The sequence below is a fragment of the Bacteroides sp. OM05-12 genome, from assembly GCF_003438995.1.
Classification (GTDB): Bacteria; Bacteroidota; Bacteroidia; order Bacteroidales; family Bacteroidaceae; genus Bacteroides.
Genome location: NZ_QSUN01000002.1, coordinates 39,785 through 63,674, shown reverse-complemented (window position 1 = coordinate 63,674; position 23,890 = coordinate 39,785). Strand labels below are relative to the sequence as shown.

The window sequence follows — 23,890 nt, the reverse complement described above, 5'->3', positions numbered from 1 at the left end:
GGCTGAACGAATCGATCGACAAGACCGTCAGACCTCATTCTCCGCACAATTTGTCACACCAATGTAATGTACATTTCACTTCTTCGTAACAAAATTGTTCCATCTTTGCAGCAGATTAAAGAAAGATAGTTAGATTTGTACATTCAAAACACAAAGAGCCATGAATGATTATCGTATTTTAGTAGTTGACGATGAAGACGATTTATGTGAAATCCTCAAATTCAACCTCGAAAATGAAGGTTATTGGGTAGACACAGCAAACTCTGCCGAAGAAGCTTTAAAGAAGGATTTGACGAGTTATGACTTATTATTGCTTGATGTTATGATGGGAGAAATATCAGGCTTCAAGATGGCGAATATGTTGAAGAAGAATAAAAGTACGGCCAACATACCTATCATCTTCATTACAGCAAAAGATACGGAGAATGATACTATGACCGGGTTCAATCTCGGAGCCGATGATTATATCTCTAAACCGTTCTCTCTTCGTGAAGTCATCGCACGTGTCAAAGCCGTTATCCGCCGCACTGCAACGGATAAGCCGGATGATGTGCCGGAACAGATTTGTTATAAGACACTCGTTTTGGATATTACCAAGAAAAAAGTCTGTATCGACGATATGGAAATAGCTCTTACCAAAAAAGAGTTTGAGATATTGTTTCTCTTATTACAAAATAAGGGACGGGTCTTCTCCCGCGAAGACATCCTATCCAAGATATGGAGTGACGAAGTTTATGTACTCGACCGCACCATCGATGTCAATATCACCCGACTAAGAAAAAAGATCGGTATCTATGGCAAATGTATTGTCACTCGTTTGGGATACGGTTATTGTTTTGAATGTGAATAAACCCATCGGTTATGCAGAAGTTCTTCTTCCCGTTCAGTTGGAAACTGTTTCTTTCCGTCATGTCGCTGTTTCTTGTATTCGCGGGATGTTTCCTTACCTATCAATATCATCGGGAAAAAGAATACAAAACGGAATTACTCGATTCCCGTCTGCAAGACTATAACGACCGGCTATATGAAAAACTATCGGCCATAGAAGGAGAAATCAATAACGATAGTCTAAGAAAAGAATTGGATGAATACATACAAGGTCATCATATTGATGAGCTTCGGGTAACTGTCATCACTCCGGAAGGAAAGGTTATTTACGACAATGAAAAAAAAGACCTCTCTCAGATGAGCAATCATAGCCAACGGATGGAGATACAACGTGCCCTCCACAACGGTACGGGATTCGCCATCAACCGCACCTCTGAAAGTATGGGATTGCCTTATTTCTATTCAGCCAAATATTATAAAGATAAATTCATATTAAGAAGCGCGTTGCCTTATAATGTAAACCTTATCAATAACTTGAAAGCCGATCCGCATTTCGTATGGTTCACATTAATCGCTACCCTGATACTCACCATTATCTTTTATAACTTTACCAGAAGATTGGGCACTTCCATTAAGCAACTACAAGAATTTGCCATGCGTGCCGACCGTAATGAGCCGATTGAAACAGGAGTCCGCTCTTCTTTCCCTCATAATGAATTAGGAGAAATATCACAGCATATCATTCAGATATACAAACGTCTGCACGAAACAAAAGAAGCATTATACATCGAACGGGAAAAACTAATCACCCACCTGCAAATATCCCATGAAGGACTCGGTATCTTTGATTCCAAAAAACAGGAAATCTTAGTGAACAGCCTCTTCATACAATACAGCAACCTGATTTCAGACCATAATCTGACAATAACCGAAGAGGTATTTTCCATCCCAGAACTAAAGGATATAACCGATTTTATAAGCAACAGCCGTCAACGTCCTACCGGAAAAGGTGAAAAGCGTAAGGCTATCACAATAGATAAAGACGGGCGTATCTTTAATGTGGAATGCATCATCTTTCAAGATCTCAGTTTTGAAATATCCATAAACGACATCACACAAGAAGAACAACAAGTCCGTTTGAAACGACAACTGACACAAAATATCGCTCATGAGCTAAAGACTCCGGTCAGCAGTATACAAGGTTATCTGGAGACTATCGTCAACAACGATAATCTTCCTAAAGAAAAACTAGATACATTCCTTGAGCGTTGCTTCGCACAAAGCAATCGGCTTGCAAGATTACTTCGGGATATTTCCGTACTGACCCGTATGGACGAAGCACCGGAAATGATCGACATGGGAAAGGTAGACATATCCTCCATGATGCGCAATATCTTCAACGAAGTAGCATTAGAATTAGAAGAGAAACAGATTACGGCAATCAATCTTCTACCGGAAGACCTGCAAGTTCACGGAAATGCTTCCCTTATCTACTCTATCTTCCGCAATCTGACGGACAATGCCATTGCTTATGCAGGAAATAATATCAATATCACCGTCAAATGTTTCCGTGAAGACGAAAACTATTACTATTTTAGTTTCTCCGATACAGGCATAGGCGTAGCATCAGAACATCTAAACCGATTGTTCGAACGTTTCTACCGTGTAGACAAAGGGCGTTCACGCAAATTAGGCGGCACAGGTTTAGGATTAGCTATTGTCAAAAATGCAGTTATTATACATGGTGGTAATATCTCTGCCAAGAATAATCAAGGCGGAGGTTTGGAGTTTATCTTCACTTTAGCAAAATAGCAATCCCACGTTATTATTATAAGTATACCTCTGAGCCATTAAAGCAGCTCAGAGGTATATTTATTTATATACATAATACATATTCTTAATAGTCAACAATATTACTTCTTTAATATACGTATTAACAATTAATATACTCTTTTTAAGTATTCAATTTTTTATAACATAAAAAACAATTTTGTTTAATTATTATTTAAATTTAATTTTGCACTTGAGATATTTAAATCAATTAAATATTTAATATCTCAAATATGCAAGGTTCAGCACTGTCAAAGGCAATATAAGTATTCCGGCTAGCGATAGTTCTCTTTATTATAATTCATAACATTTGTTTTACCATAATCTTTATCACTATGTGTAAGTACACCAAATTACTATTATTGCAGATTCTACTGCTACACACATGTTTCATCACTGCAAACATCAACAGTTCAATTAGTGGCTCTTCTAAAAGTACAACTATGAAAATAGGATATACCGAAGGAGGGTTAAATCTGAATTTAGGAACGAGTATCCGTGTTATCATTAAAGGAGCCATACAATTTCCGGAATCTTATATGCAGAAATTAAAAGGAAATAAGATAACCAGCATACGCCTTGCTATCGGAAAAGAACTTTCGGAACAGAACAATACCATATTCATAACAAACAATTTAGAAAAGCAACCACTTTATATCCAAAAAATAGAAAAGTTCGAAGCCGGATGGAATGACATTACCCTAGATACTCCTTTTAATATCTCCGGAGAAGAATTATTTATCGGCTTTCAATATACAAGTTCCGGAGAAGTCATATCATTTGACGGTAGTGCAGATAACAATTACGCAAATTGGTTAGCGCATGGTCAAAAAGAAGAAGATTTATCATGGCCCCACCAACCCGGAGGATGTTTAAACCTGCAAGCTATCATCAATGGGGACCATCTACCTCAGAATGATGTCTGCTTAAATAATATCTCTGCCAGAAAATATGCACATCCGGGAATGGAGTCTCCTATTGATCTAATCATCAGAAATATGGCAGCTGCCGACATCAATAATCTGGAAGTAACTTATACTGTTGAAGACCAAGAACCAGTCACTCGTCTAATTGAAAATTTATCTATAAAAAGCAATGATATAGGTATGGTATCTCTAGATGATATGATTATAGATGAAAGCGGTATCTACAACTTAGATATTAAAATCAATAAAGTGAATGGAGAGATAGACGAAGATGATACAAACAATACCGGATATTTTGAAAACATAATCTGCAAAGAGGATTATACTAATCGAAAAGTACTCTTAGAACAATTTTCTACTATGGAGTGTATCAACTGTCCCGATGCCCATAAAACATTGGATAATGCATTAAAATATAAAAGAGATGTTATAAGAATAATACATCATTCCGGATACGGTACAGATGCATTAACAATAGATGAAAGCAGCAAATACCTATTCTTCTTTTCAAACGAAAGTGGTGGAAATCATTATGCACCAGGCATGATGTTAGACCGTACAAACTTGACAAAATATGGAGCTGATAATGGAAATGGAGGCAGCACACCCGGCCCGGCTTTCTTCCCACGTCGTGAAAATGTTTCAAAACTAATAGACCAATGTATGTCTACTCCGGCATTAATCAGTCTGAATATGAATAAAAAGTATGATGCCAATACCCGTTCATTAACAGTCTCCGCATTCGGGCAAATACCTTCGGGAGATGTCAGTCGGTTAAAGGGTAGTAACATATGCTTAAACATTGTTCTTACGGAAGACAATATTTTAGGCACTCAAATAGGAGCAGATAATCCAAATGAATACTATCACAGCCATGCTATACGTAAAGTTCTAACTTCCGTTTGGGGAGATCCGATAGAATTTACAGGGGATACATTCCATTCTAAAGATTATACCTTTACGATTCCGGCAGAATGGGTTGACAAGAACATGCATGTCATAGCTTTTATAGCAAATAGCGACCAAATAAGTTCCAATAATTGTCAGGTTTACAATTCGGAAGAAGCGACTTTATTAGATCCGGATCCTTCTTCCATTGAATCGAATCAACAAGAAACAGGACCTAAAATATATGCAAATACAATTGCCGGGTATATCTATGTAAGCGGAGAATATAATTCAGCCTCCATTTATAATACAGCAGGATGTTTAATAAAACAGATAAACCAACCTAAAAGCGAAATAGATATATGTTCTTTAAGTGAAGGAATATATTTTATCAAGCTACATACGGCAGACTCATCTTATTCTTTTAAGTTTATCATAACCCGATAGTGCTATATGATAAACTATTCGATACTTATTTTAATGTTACACTTAATTCATTCCACTATGAAACATTTCAACTTTTTATTAATCATGCTGTTATTGGGCATTAGCTCACAACACTTGTACGGAGTTACAACAGAAACTCCAACCGATAGTTACTTCTGTGGTTTCAATACAGAAGAAGAATTTAACTCATGGACAGTTATCAATGCCAATAATGATGACCTACAATGGTATTGGGAAGGAAATGATCTTGCCGCCTGTTATAGAATGAGCTTTGAACAAGCTGCCGACGATTGGTATATTTCTCCCAAAATATCATTAACCGGAGGAAAACAATACACCCTGAAAAGTAAAATGGGTATTTATTATAACCCGGAACATATCACCATCACTATGGGAAAAGGAAACACGGTTGAAAGTCAAAACATTGTTTTATTAGACACGATCTACACCGAAGAATATATGAAGACTTACGCTTCTATTAAGTTGCCGGCAGATTTAGAAGCCGGAGAGTATAATTTCGGATTCCATATCACATCACCTGCATGGAGTGGGATATACTACATATACAGTTTTCAAATTACAGAATTCACAGACGGGAGTTTGGAAGGAACAGTAACTAACTCAAAAGGGGAAAAAGTGGAGGGAGCAGAAGTTTCTTTAAAAAACGACACTGATTATGAAGGAATGCAATTCACTACTGATGCCGAAGGTAAATATCATTTCGATAATTTATCGGCAGGAGAATATCAAATTTCAGTAACAGCAGACGGACATCACCCTCTTGAGTTAGAAAACGTAACGATACAAGCCTTTAACAAGACTGACCATCCGATTCTATTAACAGCAATGAATCTTGAAACCGTTACGGGTAAAGTTATGAGCGAAGAAGGTACTCCTGTGAAAAATGCTTTTGTTACAATCAAAGGTGAACTATCTTACGAAACGACAACAGATGAAAACGGAATCTTCACAATAGAAAATGTGCGGGAATATGATAAATATCAATTAAAGATTGAAAAGGATTTGAAAGTTACCCATACAGATGTATTCTCCGTCACCGACGCTACTATTGATTTCTCAACTATCGTATTAAAGACAAGAGTAGTAGCTCCTGCTAATGTCAATGCTGAAGAAATCAATTCCGGAATGTTATTATCATGGATGATGCCGCTTAAAGAGACAGAGATTGCTTATGATAACGGGAGTTGCGAAGGTATGACCGGACTTTCGGGACCAACTGTAGGAGAAAATACTGTTATGGGGAATGTTTTTGATTTTCCGCTTGTCGTATCCGGCATGAGTTGGATGCTTACCAAAGAAGGGGGACCTCACGAAACTGTAGACTTATATGTATTCTCATTGAATCCTGATGGTTCTTTATCCAATAATATCTTATACTCTAAAAAAGGAGTTCCTAACGTTGATTATGATTATGGTGATAATTATACATGGTGCGAATATTATTTTCCGGAAACCATTACCGCACCATACGGATGCGTATTGGCATTAGGTTATAATGGATACTTAGGATTAGCTCTAGACTGGGAAAGTAGCGGAGAGCATTCATGTGCTTCTTTCGACTATACGAAAGGATTATCAAACCATAGCAGTGGAAACTTTTTTATTCGTGCATTAGGTTCACCTCTGGGAATACCACAAATGGCACCAAACAAGAATCCGTATTCAAATAATACTAAATCTTATCAAACCAGCACTTTAACTGAAAGCGATGGCATCTCCTGCATTCGCAAAAAAGGTATCGCTCCAAATAAGGAATACCACATGACACCCAGAAAAGCAGAAGCTATCGGACAATTCACATACAAAGTATGGAGATTTAATATGGAAGATAAAGAAGATATGGATTATTGGACAGAGCTGGAGCCAAATATAAAAGATTTGACTTATATAGACAGAGATTTCAAACAGTTAGAACAAGGTGTTTATCAATATGCCGTTCAAGCTATCTATGCAGATGGACAAGTTTCCGACATTAGCTACTCCAACGAAATAGAACATCAGATGTATACGAATGTTACGATAGAAGTCGAAACAAATACAGCTATAGATTTCTCGAAAGGTACAATTCTCACTCTTGAGAACATTGAAGAACCGGAATACGTATACACAAAAGTAGCAGAAGGTCCGAATACACTTTTCGAGAACGTAAGAAAAGGTATCTATAACCTATATGCTTCTCAAAAAGGATTTGAAAAAGCAGAGTCTGACGAACTTTGGTTTACTGACGGTAACGAAAACAACGATTACATCTCGCTTAGCCTAATACCTGTAAAACCATTCAACTTAAAGACAAATCAGGCAGAAGGCACAACAGACATCACCTTCAGTTGGAATGTGGAAGAAGGAATTCATGAAGATTTTGAGAACATGGATGACTTCACTATCAATCCTGCCGGAGAGTTAGGGTGGACTTATCTCGATGGAGATCAAGGTACTACTTTCGGAATAGCAATGTGTCAAGACAGTCCATACCCCAACATGTATGCTCCGATGGCTTATATGTCATTCAATCCCAATGCCACAACACCCAATTTATTAGAATATATCCAACCTCACAGCGGAGATAAAGTTCTGATTGATGTTTCTTTGGAAGAAGGGGGTCAGAATAACGATTATCTTTTCTCTCCGGAACTATCATTTGAATCTGATTTTGTATTGAGTTTCTACGCTATGTCCGGATTCTATGCAACATCAGGTGACGAAGAATTCATGGTGGGTTATTGCAAAGAAAGTGCTACTCCGGAAAATGTAGAATGGATAACGGCCACTCCACAAACAGTTGGCGGATTATGGACCGAGTTTACCTATGATATTCCTCAGGAAGCCAAATATATCACAATCAGATGTACTTCCAATCAACGTTTCATCTTTGTTCTGGATGACATTTATATTGGTTATAAAGAAACCGAATTTAATAAAATGGCAACTTATGAAGTCTATCTGGACGAAGAAATGATGGCCAAAACAAACGGAAGATCTGTCACATTCGATAACCTATCCGAAGGAAAACACATAGTCAAAGTGCAAGCCGTCTATCCAATGGCTAATGATGAAAAACAATATTCCGATTTCGCTGAACTGATGTTTAAAATAGAAAAAGCCAACGGTATTGAAGATGTACAGGAAGAACAACTGTTCTCTTATAATTCAGAATCCGAAATCATTACTTTAAGTGATGATATACAAGAAGTTTCGTTCTATGATATGCAAGGTCGTTTAACAGGGATTTATTCGACTGCCCAAGTGAATGTATCTAACTGGAATAGCGGACTCTATGTCATGAAAATGAAAACAGATAACAAAGTTTCTTTCAATAAAGTTCTTATTAAGTAAGTAGAATAAGACCTAAACCTTAAAAACAAAGCCGCCCGGAAATTTTCCAGGCGGCTTTATCTTTTATTGAATCTTAAATCTATTCATTGGCAAATAATCTTTTTTGAAGAATATAACAAGCACCTATAATAGCCGCCTTCTCACCAAGTGATGAAACTTTAAGAGTCATATCCTGCAACAAAAGATTCAGAGAATATTTATAAAGAGCTGTTCTTATCGGTAATTCGATATAAGACCCGGCAGCGGCCATATCTCCTCCAAGAATAACCATATCAGGATTAAAAACATTCACAATCAAAGAAAGATAACGTCCCAACTTCTCTCCTATCTTCTCTATCACTTCAATTGCCAATAAATCCTCGTTTTCTGTTGCGGCATGAATTATATCATACATCGTAATATCTTCTATCGGCTTTTTATTCGTCAGCATCGATGTACTTCCTTCTTTAAGACGTTCCTTAAATAAACGTAGTATTGTTTCGCCCGACATTTCTGTCTGTATGCAACCTTTCTTGCTACACTCACAGATTATTTCATTGTCGAGAATGGGACTATGTCCGAACTCTCCGGAATATCCGGACTGACCATAGTAAAGTTCACCATTACAAATGATACTAATACCAAATCCCCAGCTTATATTCAAATAAATAACATTCTTCTTTCGTCCGGCATCTCCACTGCAATACTCTCCATAAAGCATAGCCCGGGAATCGTTTTCAATAAACGTTTTTATATTAATTTTCGACTCGATCAGTTTATCCAAAGGAGCGTCTTCGAAGTAGAAGAAAGTATTATTATACCCCTTCTCAGAATTTATTCTTCCTGTAAATACAACACAGGCACTCACTATTTTTTCCCGAGGAATAGGTAAGGTACTTACAAACTCATTAATCATACCACAAAGGACATCAAGAGATTCCATGTTGTCTTCCAGTTTATAAGGTAAACGAATAGCCTCATAAACCAGCTCATTCTTAAAATTCTGGAGTCCGAAACTCACAGAGTCCCGTTTAACATCCACTCCCATAAAAAAGGCTGAATTTGGATTAACACCATAGATCACAGGTCTTCTACCACCTGACGTTCCTATTTTTCCTTTTTCAAAAACGATTCCGGCTTCCATTAATTCTGCAAGAACTTTTGTAACCGTAGGAATACTAAACTCTGTCTCTTTACAAAGTTCTACTATCGTTTTTTCTTCATTTGTTAGTAATTTGATAATGCTTCTTTTAAGCTTGATCATCCTCAGAGTTAACAAGGGTACTTGTTCACGAGAATCCAATAATTCCGATAAAATCATATGCTTCTAGATTAATAGGTTTCGAAGATACATTAAAGTATTGAATCTTGCAACGATTTGAAATATTTTATTCAAATTTGGAGATTTTGCACCAAACAAATAAGAGATAATATCATTCGATAAAGCCCTTCTCATGCCAACAGAGCCATCATTTTAGAGCAAAACCACATTTTTATATCATATTACTTGCGCTACGCGTTTTTTTAATTACCTTTGCTCCGTATTGGTTCGTATTCCTTTTTCAGGGGAAACGATTAAAAGGGAATCAGGTGAGAATCCTGAACAGTCCCGCTGCTGTAAGTTTCATTGCAATACCGAGAGCAATAACCATTGCCACTGAACACAAATTCGGGAAGGCGCTATCGGTCGAAACAAGTCAGAAGACCTGCCGTACATATAACAATCTGAAGCTTTCGAGGAAAAAGCGAGAGACCCAGAACAACCTTGTAGAAATACAATGTTTCTCTTACGTTTCACACAATTCCGGGAAAAGTTTATTGTTTTAGTTTTTAACTGGACATAATTTCAAATAAACTCTGCCAAGTTTATTAATCCGATACCCGGCTGAAGTGATTTCACCCGGGTATTAAAATTAAAGAATGAATAATATATGAGAAAACAACTGTTTGTCATAGCACTTGCCACGTTAAACATATCCGTCACGATGGCACAGAATAAACCCTATCTTACTAAAGTATTGGAATATTGCCCTGCGCCCGGCCAGTTCATACACGAACTCCCCTTATATGAAGAAGGTGACAATGCGGAAACAATGGCAAACAAATGCTTGGACAACTTAAATGAGGGGAATTTAGTATGCCTCGGTGCTTATGGTGGTTATATTACGGTTGGATTCGATCATACCGTTCTCAATATTGAAGGAGAAAAGGATTTATTGATTTACGGCAATGCCAACAATTATAATACAAGTGCAGAACCGGGTATAGTCATGGTATCCGTTGATACCAATCGGAATGGTTTGCCGGATGATGAGTGGTATGAGCTTGCCGGATCTGAGTATGGGAATGAATCTACCATACACAATTATGAAATCACTTATACACGTCCGGAAAGAGAAGATATGGATGTAACATGGACTGACAATCAAGGGAAAAGCGGTATAGTGAAATATATGGGGATAGTATCCGGCAGCTATAATCACGCCCACGCCCATTACCCGAAATGGATAGAATCCGACAAATTAAGTTTTAAAGGCGCACGCTTGCCGGATAACGGAGTATATAATGAAGAGGCGGGTATGTGGATAATGAAACCTTATGCCTACGGATATGCGGATAACTTATATTCAAAAGAAGGATGCAGTTTCGACATTAGTTGGGCTGTCAACAGTCAAGGAGAAAAGGTCCATCTTTCCGGTATCGACTTTGTCAGGATCTATACGGCAGTCAACCAACAGATTGGCGGCGGAGTCGGCGAAATCTCCACCGAAATCAGTGATGTGCAAGATCTGCACCCCTCAGCAGTATCTATTACAGAGAAAGGAAAGAGACTCACCTCCATCTACTATCAAAACGGGGAACTAATAATCGAAAGCGAAACCAACTCTCACGTCTATCTTTATAATACACAAGGATTATTACTCACGCAATGGCAACATGAAAGTGGGAACAGGAGCACATCATTGAATATGGAAAAAGGAATATATATCATACGGATAGGCAACAAGATACAAAAAATCCATGTAGAATAAATGCCTGTTTTTTAGCATACGGTCCTTTGTTCACAAACTCCTATCGTTTGCAAACAAAGGACCGTATGTTTGTTCTCAATCGACCGTATGTCTTTTTTCAACCCTCCTATCCCCTTTCCATGAACTTAAAAAGCCGTATCGGAAACGGATAATATCCGGCATCCCGATACGGCTCGTTATTTATCAAAACTCCGATTCTTCTATTTCACTTTCGTAAACCGTTTGATTATAGAAGTGCCCGCATTACTAATCTTCAATAAGTAGATTCCATTTTCCAACCCACTGACATTGATTGATGTATCACCGGAGTTACCCTCTCTAAGCAGCATCATAGTTCCATTGGCAGCAATCACCTCTATTTGATAGTTATCCATATCCGTAGCGATATGCAGTTTATCGACCGTCGGAACCGGATAAATAGAAACAGCATGAAGTAATGTATTGGTAATACCGATATTCGAATCAATGGTGACAGGGATACGGACAAACTGTTTCTTTCCCTTTTGAAGGGCACTTACCACCAAATCCGTCGTTCCATTCTCTTTTCCATTAATCAAAAGCATACCATCTGCCAAAGAAGCATCCAGCACCGTTTCATTATAAGCATCCTCGATATGATAAGTAACCGTAGCGTCAGCATCATCCGGAGTAAAGAATTTATCCAGACTTAGTGAAGAGTCACCCAAACTAAATGTTTGCGCTTCTCCGGCAGCGATGTTTCTTTCGCCATTAAAGTTATCCATACAGAAATAAAGAGGAGTCGTCATTCCAAATTCATTTGATTGAGTACTGTACATTGAGAACGAAATCTCTTTCACTTTACCCAATGCCCGCATATCAAACCATTGCCAGCTATCCAAACAATAATAATCCGCTTCATTTTCTCCGCGATAATCCGCTAAGTAGAAATCAAGACTGCCGGCAGTGCTTCCATCTGCTTTTATCCCGGTAGCTGTCAACTTGAAATAGTCGCCTTTCTCGAAACCTTCATCTCCCTGAGTCAAGCCGTCTCCATCCAGAATAACCTTTTTAGCCCAAGCCGTATTAGATACATAAAATCCTTTGATAACATCATCATTTTCCGAATTTGCCACCACGACTTTTACTTTCGACGGTTCGGATACATAGGCTACGGCATAGTTCTTAGAATTATCTACGCCACTGCCTACGGCTGAATAATATTGTTCTTTCCAGTATTCACCGGTAAAGACAGTAGAAGTTACATTAGAATAAGAGAATCCGTTCCAATATTTCTGTTCATCCTCTGTGCCTACATTATTTAGGAATTTATAAGTCCCGCTGTAGAAAGAATAATCGCCATTATCTGCATTCGTTCTATTCCAATAGCTTTCTTCATCCAAGTAAAGTTCCTCAAAAGTAGCAACCTTAGCTTCACTTATCACTTTTACCGCAACGGCGCTTTCTTCTTTTGCACCCCAAGCGTCTACAACTGTCAATGTATAATCTTTCGTTATATCTCCGGTGAAGCTGTAAGCTCTTTCCGTAGACAAAACCTGAAGCCCGGCATCCGCCCATTCATACGTATAAGGAGGTACACCACCATACAAGTCAGGAGTCAAAGTAACTTCCGTTCCGGCAGCAATCATGTCATCCGAAGCTCCGCTTATCATCAGAGCAATAGGTTGCGGAGTACCGCTGAAATCATCAATAAAGACTTGCGTACCCGTAGTGGTAAGAGTTACAGAAGTAAGTTCTCCCATATCTTTCAGGTTACAGAATATCCATTTACCGTTGGTGGAAGCAATCGTCTTGCTCTGTTCGTTAGATACGGTAACAGTCACCCCGGCATCCGATTTCAAATAGAAGCCTGTCAGCTGCAAACCGGTACTTGTATTGGTCAGTGTAACCGTTGCACTGTTTCCACTCATACGTGCTGCCTTATGGTTATCTTCACCTACACCGTCTTCTATTTCTTCAACCACAAAACCTTCAAATGAAGCTGTTCCATCTTCAAAAGTTCCTTCTGTCTCCGTTACATCTTCAAATGTCGAGATAACGGTAGGTGGATAAGTAGTTGTAAACATATCCAAAGAATAAACGTCGGATAAAACATCATTAGCCAAAGTCTTCAACACAAAGAACACATAATAGTCCGTATTCGATTTCAGGTCATTCAACTGCACTGTTATCTCCTGACCTTTCGATACAGAGCTTTTATGAGCGGTAGCAACAACATCCTCCGCAGCAGGAGCCTCATTCTCCGTTTTGCATACATAATAAGCCTCAGCATTCTCTGTTACTTTCACAAGTACCATAGCCGTATTATAACTAACGTTACCTGTCAGCTTCGGATAACCATCTTCCATTGCAGCAACCGTCGGCTCTACATATTCATAAGCACCAATGGTAGGATGTTCCGCATCACGAAGGTTTCCGGTAATATCCGTTGTCACAAAATCTAACGGCTTTCCATTATTCAGATTACCCACAAACTTAGGAGCAAGTATTTCGTCGGATAAGAATGTTACTTGTTCATTATAACTGTCGGTTTCCTTTCCGAGTGCCAACCATTGTTCCATCGTCAAAAGATCAGCAGTATTAACGAGTGCCTCACCGGATGAATACAACATATTATTATTAAATGTAAGAACATTATAAGATGTGCTGTTAAGCCGATATGCATATCCTCCAGCTTCGTTTTGGAAGATATTATTCTGAAGCGTTACTCCCAAACTCCTTGTGGTATTAAAGAAACCTGAGCTTGCGGTATCTGTTCCTGTTATGCGAACCGTATTATTTACAACATCAAGATATGCGCATAGAGTATTACTTATATGTATGCCGTACGAACTGGTACTTCCTGTCGCCTCTACGTTTATCACATTATTATATATATGACCATGCGTAGTAGCTGTTCCTATAATCGGACGAATCTTCATTCCAATCAGATAGTTTCCGGATAAAGTAATTCTATTATTTCTTATATTCACACCTTCATAACCCAAAAGCATATCGATTCCGCAATATTCACTTGTTCCGTCACAATCTCTTGTGATGGTGTTTCCTTCAATTAATGTACTTATATCATATTTTGCATAAATACTTTTAGAATACTGATTCCTGAAGACATTATTCAGTACGCGAGTACCAGAATTCCGATTACCTTCCACTGCATTATAGCCACCCACTTCAAGACCGATATAGCCGCCCTCGAAAACATTGTTCTCGATTGTCAGATTCGTATCCGGCATATTGTCTACGGATTGATTAACAAACCCCGTATGTAGTAAATGCCTTTTATTGGTAGATTCTACCGGACGCTGGAAATAACAATTACGCACAGTCACATAGTTACTTGCATTTCTAATATCCATTAAGAACGGATAAGACTGATCTGTCGTAATAAACTTAATACCATCTATTATCAGATAGTCGGCGCCTAAAATGGTCAGCATACCATTATCGGCATCTCCGTAACCTCCAACGTTATATTTCGAAGAACAAATTGTCACATCGCTATAATTACCTGTCGCAGACTTAATAGTAATCGTATTAGTGGCAGAAGCTCCCGCTATCTCCGGAATAATAACCGCTTCATCATAAGTACCACTTTCCAACTCCAAGATAACCGGTCCGTTAATACCATCTATACCCATATCTTCAATAGCAGAGGCAAGGGTCTTGTATTCACCGTTAACACCTACTGTATGCGTACCATGGAAGCCGTCTTTCACTGTCAGTGTCGCCGTCTCCGGAGTGCCCAAATCTGCGATACCACCATTAACTGTAATACCGGCAGGTACAAAAGATATGACGGCGCCTACTTCCGCATCTGTCTTTATATCACAAGCCAACCAGAAATAATAAGTACCCGGTTCGGTAATAGACTGGCTTCCTGAAAAGACGGGAGCATCTCCTGTCTGTTCCGTACCGAATAACACAGCTTCCGAGGAATAAACACTACTTGTCCCCGTATAGAAAACTTTCATACCGGAAAGATGGGTAGAATTGGTTACGGCAAATGAAAGTTCATCAATAGTAAATGAGCCCCTGTCTCCGGTGGTTTCTACCGCTATGCAAAGCATTTTTTCATTCAAAGAGCCTCCCAAAAGCTGTTTACGATTCACTGCGGTGGTAGTAACCGAGCCATACGCTAAAGGAAGCGGGGTATAAGAGGTAACCTCTATTTCCCAACCGTCATTCACGCTATACCCCGTCCTATTGAACTTCACGGTAAGTGAACCATCCTGTGCATCAGACAAAAGAGCAGACGGAATTTCTGGTTCAGAATACATTGTATATTCAGATAACAAATCTTTACTATCCTCATCTCCATTGTAAAATCTCAAGTAGTCTCCCGAACTTGTTTTAAATTGCTTGAACACAACTTTAATAACTTGTCCTTGTGCCGGAACAAAAGTTACCGAACCATTTTGCGTACTGCTATATTTATCGTCAGCCCCTCCATCGTCATAAAACATATACGGGTATTCCCCTACCTGAACAATTTCATGTCCGGATGTCGGCATCAGATAGATATTCTTAATCTCCCGTTCACCTTCAGGGTCTCCGTCGGTTACCGTTTGGGCTACATTATTAATAGTAAGAGAAAGTAATTTCGCGTCTACCTTTTGAGCGGGTTCGGCATCTACTTTCAGACTATAAGCTAGCCAATAATAGCATTCACCTTCTTCCAAGAGATACTCCTCGCTCATAGGAATATCCACAGATTCTTCAGTTCCTGTCACATCAACACTACCAATCAGCCTGTCCGTGGCAAAAACATTGTTCTTACCGGTATAAAAGACAGAAACTTTATCAATATTGTTTTGGCTTCCTTTCAGGTTTAAAGAGACCTTGTTCAGAGGCAATGGATTTTTATCGCCACTTGTTGTTATTTTCAGACGGAGTATTTCCTGATTGGCACTTCCACTCGCCACATATTCAACATTAGCCTGAGCAACTTCCACTCCGTCATAAGTCATATCCTTAGGCAGATATTCACGAACTTTTGCCGTCCAGCCTTTAGCTGTATAATATGAAGAAGTTGTATTCGCATTAAACACAACCGTCAATGAGCCGTCCGCTGCTTTTGAACGAATTATTCGTCCCGGTCCTTTATCCTTATCATCCGCAGACATCAACTCCCAAAGTTTTTCACCGGATACGCTTTTTCCACTATATATCTCATATTTCGCTTTTACCCCATACGATCCGGCTGCATAATATATATGAAAATCACTGAATTCCAACTCCATAACCATATTAGGAGTGGCAGGTATAAACGTTACAATCTGATCTCCTGATACCGGATCGTAACCATCATAACCTATACCGGGATTAGGAGTATTCTTAAAGTTCCATGTTCCCTGTACCGTTTTCTCATAAGTTCCTACTACTGAAAAATATTCATTCTTTATGATACGATTACCTTCCGGATTACCATTTGTTATAAGATGTTCTCCGTCCGAACAAGTCACACCAACGATTCCGGCATCAATTATATTTCCATCAACAGCCTTTTCAGACAAATCATAAGTCAGCCAGAAATAATTGTCGCCTTCCGTCAAGGATACGGGATCATTCACTGTTATTTCAAAAGCATCCGCAGTAATTTCTATTTCACCCAATTTAGTGATTGTACTAAAAGCACTGTTGCGCTTAGTATAATATAGAGTTGCTTTTACCAGTTTATCAAAAGTACCTCCCGTGATAAAGGAGAATTTATTGATTGTTAATACCGGTTCTGTATTTTCCGTTTTAATATTAAAAGATAATATCGGCTGATTAACATCTCCGGCCGCAACCGTACCTTCTGTATATTGAGTCGAGAGAATTTCACTTACAGTCATTGATTCCGGAGTAAACTCAGAAACCTCCGCTTCAAAGCCATCTTTCGGAAAACCGGTATCACAATTTAAAGTAACAGTCAAGGCTCCATCTTCAGACGTTGAGTGTATTAGTACAGTTTCACCACTTTTAATCTGCTGAATTAAATTAGTAGCTTTAGCCTCTTTTCCATCATAGACCTTCAGAATTTCATTTTTATTGGAACTCTCAAACAAATCTACTTTTGTAAAATCAATCATGACTTTCTTGCCAACAGTAGTCGGTTGAAAAGTCACTTGTCCGTTAAAATTCTCGGATATATTTCCGTCTTTACCTCCATCATCATAGAAAGCAATCGGATTAGCTCCAACACTGTAAGTAACCGGAGTTTCAGATATCAAAACAAGATTATCTATATTTATATCACCTTCCGGAGAAAGTGAAGTTTGAACTTTTTCTTCTCCATTAACTTTCAATGATGTACATGAAGCATCAATCTTATTCATTGGTGTAGCATCAGGCTTGACATCAGTAACCAACCAGAAATAATTATCACCTGAGCCCAATATCTGCATTCCTTTTACAACAAAAGATGTTGTCGCAACTTCAGTAATTTCACCAAATAAATTCTTTTCACTACAAGAGCTTCCACTACCTGTATAACAAACCTTCAAATTACTAATATCCGTAAGAGATGTTGTACCATCTAAATTAAAACTAATTTCATCTACAGAAAAAGGATTCAGACTACCATCCGTTTTTACATTCACAGCAATTATTGGTTGACCTTTCTTGCCCAAATGTGCCGAAGTGATAATACTTTGGTCAGCTACAATACCGACATAAGACATTTCTTTAGGAACCAAACTCTTCACTGTAGCTACCCAGCCTGTACCGGAAGCACTTCCTTTACAATGATAAAGAACAGATAATTTACCTTTTGTAGAAACAAATGTTTGATTAGAAAGCTTTCCGGAAAGCTCTGCTAAAGGATTTTCCGGTATATCAGAACTGTATGATGCAAATTCCACATCTCCATCATATACATAAACAGAAGCAACTCCAGATAAATCAACTTCATCAAAAGTAATCTCTATCTGCTCACCCATATTTTTAGGAACAAAACATATTTTGCCTGCATAATAAGCAACAGTATTGCCATCTTTCCCTCCCATATCATAGAATGTCAGATATCCGTCTACTTCTTTTTCACCCAAATTTCCATCTTTCTTCGGCATCGTATACTCTTCTCCGGGAGAAGACATACTCTGTGCTCCCACAAACATCGGTATACACATTAATTGCAATACAATTAAAAATGTAACAATTCTCTTCATAAGCATAATAAATTAAACGGTTTATATAGAATCTTAATAAAATCCTAAACCATTGAATAATCTTATGTCATAAGGAGATAAAAGAGATGAAAAGATATATGGCATCCCTTCAAGTTCTTACCCTTGCTCTAACTCCCGAAAGCATAAGATATTCAAGATAATGATACTGGCAGGTCTTCTGACTTATCTCTCCCCTTTCGGACGTCTTCCCGGAAATTCAGCTTTCCAGTGACACAATGTGTCCGGGTTCAACGAGAATTACAGCAGCGGGTACTGTTACCGATTCTCACGGTATTCCCTATTATGTGTTCTTTCTTGTGGATGAAAGCCACACACCAATTCAAATGCAAAGGTACACTTAAAAACGATAAGTTAAAGCAAATATAATATTTATTTTTATTCATTATCAAGAACATCATCGGCAAAAAGCAACCTGATTAGTGACAAGTGACAAGAATGACAGAGTTTTTAAAAGATATATAGTGATTAATATATAATAAGTATAGTATATATACTACTATATATTTATATACATCTATATAAGTTTATGAAAACCGCTGTCATTTCTGTCACTTGTCACTGTTTCAATCAACCCGATGTTTTTTAAAAACATCAAGACGTTTGTTCACAATCAACCTTATGTTTTATAAAAACACCTTGATGATTGTATCTCTCAATTGATTATTTTATATATCTTTGCACCGCATTCGGTTCACGAGCCTCTTTTTACGAGGTAGTGATTAAAAGGGAATCAGGTGGAAATCCTGAACAGTCCCGCTGCTGTAAGTTTCACAGAAATGTTGTAAGCAAGCACCATTGCCACTGAATATAAGATTCGGGAAGGCGCTTACCAACAGAAATAAGTCAGAAGACCTGCCATGCAACGCATTTCAATAGCTTTCGAGGAAAGAGCTGTGGAACAAATGGCAGAACATCAATGCAAAGTAAGAAATCCGCCATTCTATTCATGCTGTTCTTTTTTGATTAGAGCTATTTGATTTATATACAAATGTCAAATAGATATTAATTATGAAAAGTCATTCACAGGCACTGATTAAATTCAACATCATATTTATACTCTTATGGAATAGCTGTACCCTTATCCAGGCACAATATAAGTTAGACAGCATTCAAAAGCTGGATGAGGTTGTGGTGACGGCTAAAAGCTATAAAGAAGTTATTCCTGCACAGAAACTTTCGGGAGCCGAATTAAAAAATCTAAGTAGCCACAGTATAGCAGATGCTCTTCGTTACTTTTCGGGCGTACAGATAAAAGACTACGGAGGTGTAGGAGGTATTAAGACAGTAAATATCCGCAGCATGGGTACGAATCACATGGGCGTGTTTTATGACGGTATCCAACTCAGCAATGCCCAAAACGGGCAAGTGGATTTAGGGCAATATTCGCTGGACAACATAGAAGAAATATCCATGTACAACGGGCAGAAAAGCGAAATCTTCCAATCGGCCAAAGACTTCGGTGCGGCAGGCTCCATATATATACGTACACGTATCCCTAAATTTGAAGCAGGAAAAACCTATAATATGAGAGCCTCTATCAAGGTAGGTTCATTCAATGTGATAAATACCTCCGTTCTTTTTGAAAACAAACTGTCTGAAAAACTAAGTTCTTCTTTCAGTGCGGAATGGCTGAACGGAAGCGGCAAATATAAATTCCGTTATCAAAGGGTCAATCCGGCAGGAGAGATAGCTTATGACACGACTGCCGTCCGCCAGAACGGAGACATCAACGCAACTCGTCTGGAAGGTACGCTTCACGGCCGCATTAATGACGGAAGTTGGTACATCAAGGGCTACAACTATAATTCGGAACGGGGAGTACCGGGAGCAATCGTCAATAATGTATGGCGACGCGGTGAACGTATTTGGGACACAAACTCTTTCGTTCAAGGCAGTTTTCAAAAGGAAGTGGCTAATTTCAAGACCAACCTCAAAGGCAAATACTCTTTCTTCCGAACACACTACGTAAATAACGACGATAAACAGGTGAAGGTGGACAACCTTTACAAACAAAGGGAATTCTATCTGTCATCTTCAAATATGTATACCATCCTGAAGAATTGGGACGTATCGTTATCATATGATTTACAGTGGAATAAACTGGGAGCGGAAATGTATGGCTTCGTCTGGCCGGTAAGATATGTCAATATGCTGTCTGTAGCTACGGCATTCAAAATAGGAAAGCTCAAGATACAGGGAAGCGGACTTGCCACATTCGTAAACGATAAAATAAAGGAAGAGGTCAATCCTCCTAAGAAACGGGTGTTCACTCCCGCTGTATTCGCGTCTATCGCTCCTTTCCGGACAAACGACCTGACGCTGCGCGCCTATTGCAAAAAAAGTTTCCGTATGCCTACGTTTAACGACCTTTACTATGCTGACATGGGTAACTCCAAGCTGAATCCGGAGTACGTTACACAGTATGATTTGGGAATTGCCTATAACAAAAACTTCCCCAACGCATTCTTTCAGGAAGTGAAAGCGCAAGCCGACGTATACTATAATAAGGTGAAGGACAAAATCGTTGCTTACCCCAAAGGGCAACAATTCCGCTGGACTATGTTGAATCTCGGTAAAGTGGAAATAAAAGGTATCGATATATCTGCCCAGACAACAATCAACCCGTTCCGCCATTTCTATATCACCGTCAGGGCACAGTATACCTATCAGGAAGCGATTGATGTCACCAATCCGGAAGACAACTATTACCGGGATCAGATACCTTATATTCCCTGGCACAGCGGTTCGCTTATTGCTAATCTGAAATATAGAAGCTGGGCTTTAAATTACAGTTTCATCTATGTGGGCGAACGTTACAACCAACAGGAAAACATTCGTTATAACCACACGCAACCGTGGTATACCAGTGACCTTTCTTTAATGAAAGATTTCAATATAAGAAAAGTAAAAATGAAAGCAGCACTAGAGGTCAATAATCTGCTAAGTCAGGATTATGACGTGATACTGAATTACCCGATGCCGAAACGCAATTACCGTTTTACGCTTACCATTGAAATTTAACGCAAGATGAGAAACAGAAAAGCCTATATATTAATCCTGACGGTACTCCTGTCCGCCCTGTTCATTTATTCCTGCAGGGAGATTGAGCTCGTTGTACCTACGGAATATGAAATAATATATAATGACTATCCTGCCCCCGACTCCAAGATAAGAGGTATGTATGTGGTAAACGAAGGCAATATGGGAAGCAACAAATGTACCCTTGACTATCTGGATTTCATGAGTTCGCTTTATGCACGTAACTTCTATGCGGAAAGAAACCCGAATGTCGTCATGGAACTGGGCGATGTGGGCAATGACATACAAATCTATGGCAATAAGCTGTATGTCGTTGTCAACTGTTCTCATAAAGTGGAGGTACTCAATGCACATACAGGCAAGCGTATCGGTCAAGTGGATATTCCTAATTGCCGTTACATCCGTTTTTATAAGGGTAAAGCCTATGTCAGTTCTTATGTGGGCCCGGTGCTTATCGATCCGGATGCCCCCAGAGGAGCCGTTTACAAAGTGGACACCACCAGTCTGAAGGTACTCGATAAGGTAACGGTAGGTTATCAGCCCGAGGAGATGGAGATTGTGGACGACTATATGTACGTTGCCAATTCAGGAGGCTATCGCGCACCGAATTATGACAACACCGTATCCGTCATTCAAATGGAAGACTTCAAGCAGGTAGAGAAAATCCCTGTAGGCATCAATCTACACCGTGTAAAACTAGATTCATATAAGAGACTTTGGGTAAGCTCGCGAGGCGACTATAAAAGCATACATTCCAATCTTTATATTCTGGATAAAAGAAAAGGATATAATAAAATGGTTGTCACCGACACGTTAAATATCCCCTGCTCCAATATGGCGATACATGGTGATTCCCTATATCTGTACAGTACGGAATGGAGCGATTATGAAGGTAAAAATACCGTTACTTATGGAATTATCAATGTCAAGACGAAGGAGCTAGTCAGCACGAACTTCATTACGGACGGAACAGAAAAAAGCATTACCATTCCCTACGGCATCGCCATCCATCCGGAGACGGGAGATATTTATGTAACGGATGCCAAGAACTATGTATCAAGCGGTACGCTCTACTGCTTCGACAGATACGGGAAAAAGAAATGGAGTGTACGTACGGGAGATATACCCGCACACATGGTATTCTTAAATAAAGATTTCGGAAGATGAAGATACTGAAACAAATATGGACACTGATGGCAAGCATGGTTTTAATTACGGCTTGCACACAAGATATTCCGACGGTTAGTCTCGGTATAGACGATATCTACTATCTGGAAAGGATGAAAAGTTACAAACTGACACCTGCCTTTACGGGACAGGAATATCGTTGGACAATGAAGACAGCTTCCGGAAAGGATTCACTGGTTTCTACGGAAAGCACTTATATCTTCTTGCAAAAAGATGAAGGAACGTATGATATGACTTTTGAGATTATCGACCCTGTTACTCCTTATAAACATGATTTCCGCTTCATTGTGATACATGAAGAAATAGAGTACAGCCCTTACATAGCCCATATATATGAGTACCGCCCCGCACCGGGACAATTTATCAACACCATGCCGGAATACAAAGCCGGCGACACGGAAGCCGATATGTGCAAAAAAGTGGAAGAATCTATTTCCGGAACTAACAATATCATGATATCTCTGGGAGCTTACGGAGGCTACGTTACTTTCGGATTCGATCATACCGTCATGAACGTCAAAGGAGAAAAAGATTTCATGGTACTGGGCAACGCTTTCTATTCGGACATAGGGTCTTACAAGGAAAAGAAAGGTGGAAGCTGCGAACCCGGTATTGTAATGGTAGCATTCGATAAAAACCAAAACGGCAAGCCCGATAAGGATGAATGGTACGAACTGGCAGGAAGCGAATATTACAAACCGTCCACTAAAAAAGGATACCGGATAACTTATAGCCGTCCCGATCCGGACAAAAAGCCTATAGCCGACATAAGCAACGGGCTTACTGATGTAACCTATATCCCCTGGACCGACAATAAAGGCGGAGAAGGATATGTATCCAAAAATATGTTTCACGAGCAAAACTATTATCCGTTATGGCTGGAAGAAGACGAACTGACATTCGAAGGTACGTTGCTGCCCCCTAACGGAGTGGATGAAAGTGGCTTCGGCACTTATTGGGTACTTTATTCATATCCGTGGGGGTATGTGGACAACCATCCGAATAAGGACGCAGATCTGAACAGTTTTGATATTGACTGGGCAGTGGACAAAGAAGGAAACCCCGTGCATCTGCCGGGAGTGGATTTTATACGTGTATATACCGGCTTAAATCAGTATTGCGGCAGAATCGGCGAAACATCCACCGAGATAACCAATGCACGGGATTTGCATATACAAGATAAAAGTACAATCATACCAAACCCATAAAACAAATTTAGAATCACTCTATA

Annotated in this window: 10 protein-coding genes and 3 riboswitches; of the genes, 8 read left to right on the top strand and 2 right to left on the bottom strand. The window is 39.1% G+C overall.

Annotated elements, in window-relative coordinates:
• The first annotated feature begins 160 nt into the window (after window positions 1-160).
• The 4 genes from DXB63_RS02095 (at window position 161) to DXB63_RS02080 (ending at window position 8,273) form a co-directional block, all read left to right on the top strand.
• Window positions 161-850, top strand: coding sequence for a response regulator transcription factor (locus DXB63_RS02095; protein ID WP_122124728.1), 690 nt, complete (start codon window positions 161-163; stop codon window positions 848-850).
• Window positions 847-2,640 carry a cell wall metabolism sensor histidine kinase WalK gene (locus tag DXB63_RS02090; protein ID WP_122124727.1) on the top strand — a complete coding sequence of 598 codons (1,794 nt, stop codon included), beginning with the start codon at window positions 847-849 and terminating at the stop codon, window positions 2,638-2,640. The genes DXB63_RS02095 and DXB63_RS02090 overlap by 4 nt, the downstream gene beginning before the upstream one ends.
• Window positions 2,641-3,101: 461 nt before the next feature.
• Window positions 3,102-4,919, top strand: coding sequence for an Omp28-related outer membrane protein (locus DXB63_RS02085; RefSeq protein ID WP_158563614.1), 1,818 nt, complete (start codon window positions 3,102-3,104; stop codon window positions 4,917-4,919).
• 57 nt (window positions 4,920-4,976) lie between these two features.
• On the top strand, window positions 4,977-8,273 hold the full coding sequence (locus DXB63_RS02080) for a carboxypeptidase regulatory-like domain-containing protein (RefSeq protein ID WP_158563613.1): 3,297 nt from the start codon (window positions 4,977-4,979) through the stop codon (window positions 8,271-8,273).
• A gap of 79 nt (window positions 8,274-8,352) precedes the next feature.
• Here DXB63_RS02080 and DXB63_RS02075 read toward each other — a convergent pair whose 3' ends face one another.
• Window positions 8,353-9,573, bottom strand: coding sequence for an ROK family transcriptional regulator (locus DXB63_RS02075; protein WP_122124724.1), 1,221 nt, complete (start codon window positions 9,571-9,573; stop codon window positions 8,353-8,355).
• Between the two features lie 207 nt (window positions 9,574-9,780).
• Window positions 9,781-9,981, top strand: a riboswitch (cobalamin riboswitch).
• Between the two features lie 202 nt (window positions 9,982-10,183).
• On the opposite strand from DXB63_RS02075, the gene DXB63_RS02070 reads away from it, so the two are divergent.
• Window positions 10,184-11,284, top strand: coding sequence for a T9SS type A sorting domain-containing protein (locus DXB63_RS02070; protein WP_122124723.1), 1,101 nt, complete (start codon window positions 10,184-10,186; stop codon window positions 11,282-11,284).
• Window positions 11,285-11,484: 200 nt separating this feature from the next.
• On the opposite strand, the gene DXB63_RS02065 is transcribed toward DXB63_RS02070, so the two are convergent.
• Complete coding sequence (locus DXB63_RS02065) at window positions 11,485-18,411, bottom strand: DUF4465 domain-containing protein (protein WP_158563612.1); 6,927 nt, start codon at window positions 18,409-18,411, stop codon at window positions 11,485-11,487.
• 150 nt (window positions 18,412-18,561) lie between these two features.
• A riboswitch (cobalamin riboswitch) is annotated at window positions 18,562-18,766 on the bottom strand.
• Between the two features lie 336 nt (window positions 18,767-19,102).
• A riboswitch (cobalamin riboswitch) is annotated at window positions 19,103-19,307 on the top strand.
• Between the two features lie 133 nt (window positions 19,308-19,440).
• On the opposite strand from DXB63_RS02065, the gene DXB63_RS02060 reads away from it, so the two are divergent.
• The 3 genes from DXB63_RS02060 to DXB63_RS02050 are packed head-to-tail and all read left to right on the top strand — an operon-like array spanning window position 19,441 to window position 23,867.
• A complete protein-coding gene (locus tag DXB63_RS02060; RefSeq protein WP_122124721.1) occupies window positions 19,441-21,453 on the top strand; it encodes a TonB-dependent siderophore receptor in 2,013 nt (670 codons plus the stop codon).
• 6 nt (window positions 21,454-21,459) lie between these two features.
• Complete coding sequence (locus DXB63_RS02055; RefSeq protein WP_122124720.1) at window positions 21,460-22,638, top strand: YncE family protein; 1,179 nt, start codon at window positions 21,460-21,462, stop codon at window positions 22,636-22,638.
• Window positions 22,635-23,867 (top strand): PKD-like domain-containing protein, encoded by a 1,233-nt coding sequence (locus DXB63_RS02050; protein ID WP_233522735.1) that lies wholly within the window; start codon window positions 22,635-22,637, stop codon window positions 23,865-23,867. The genes DXB63_RS02055 and DXB63_RS02050 overlap by 4 nt, the downstream gene beginning before the upstream one ends.
• The last annotated feature ends 23 nt before the right edge of the window (window positions 23,868-23,890 follow it).

Excerpts from the sequence above, each read along its gene's own strand:
- DXB63_RS02095 (WP_122124728.1), top strand. The coding sequence starts at position 161 with ATGAATGATTATCGTATTTTAGTAGTTGACGATGAAGACGATTTATGT.
- DXB63_RS02085 (WP_158563614.1), top strand. The coding sequence starts at position 3,102 with ATGAAAATAGGATATACCGAAGGAGGGTTAAATCTGAATTTAGGAACG.
- DXB63_RS02080 (WP_158563613.1), top strand. The coding sequence starts at position 4,977 with ATGAAACATTTCAACTTTTTATTAATCATGCTGTTATTGGGCATTAGC.
- DXB63_RS02075 (WP_122124724.1), bottom strand. The coding sequence starts at position 9,573 with ATGATTTTATCGGAATTATTGGATTCTCGTGAACAAGTACCCTTGTTA.
- DXB63_RS02070 (WP_122124723.1), top strand. The coding sequence starts at position 10,184 with ATGAGAAAACAACTGTTTGTCATAGCACTTGCCACGTTAAACATATCC.
- DXB63_RS02065 (WP_158563612.1), bottom strand. The coding sequence starts at position 18,411 with ATGAAGAGAATTGTTACATTTTTAATTGTATTGCAATTAATGTGTATA.
- DXB63_RS02060 (WP_122124721.1), top strand. The coding sequence starts at position 19,441 with ATGAAAAGTCATTCACAGGCACTGATTAAATTCAACATCATATTTATA.
- DXB63_RS02055 (WP_122124720.1), top strand. The coding sequence starts at position 21,460 with ATGAGAAACAGAAAAGCCTATATATTAATCCTGACGGTACTCCTGTCC.
- DXB63_RS02050 (WP_233522735.1), top strand. The coding sequence starts at position 22,635 with ATGAAGATACTGAAACAAATATGGACACTGATGGCAAGCATGGTTTTA.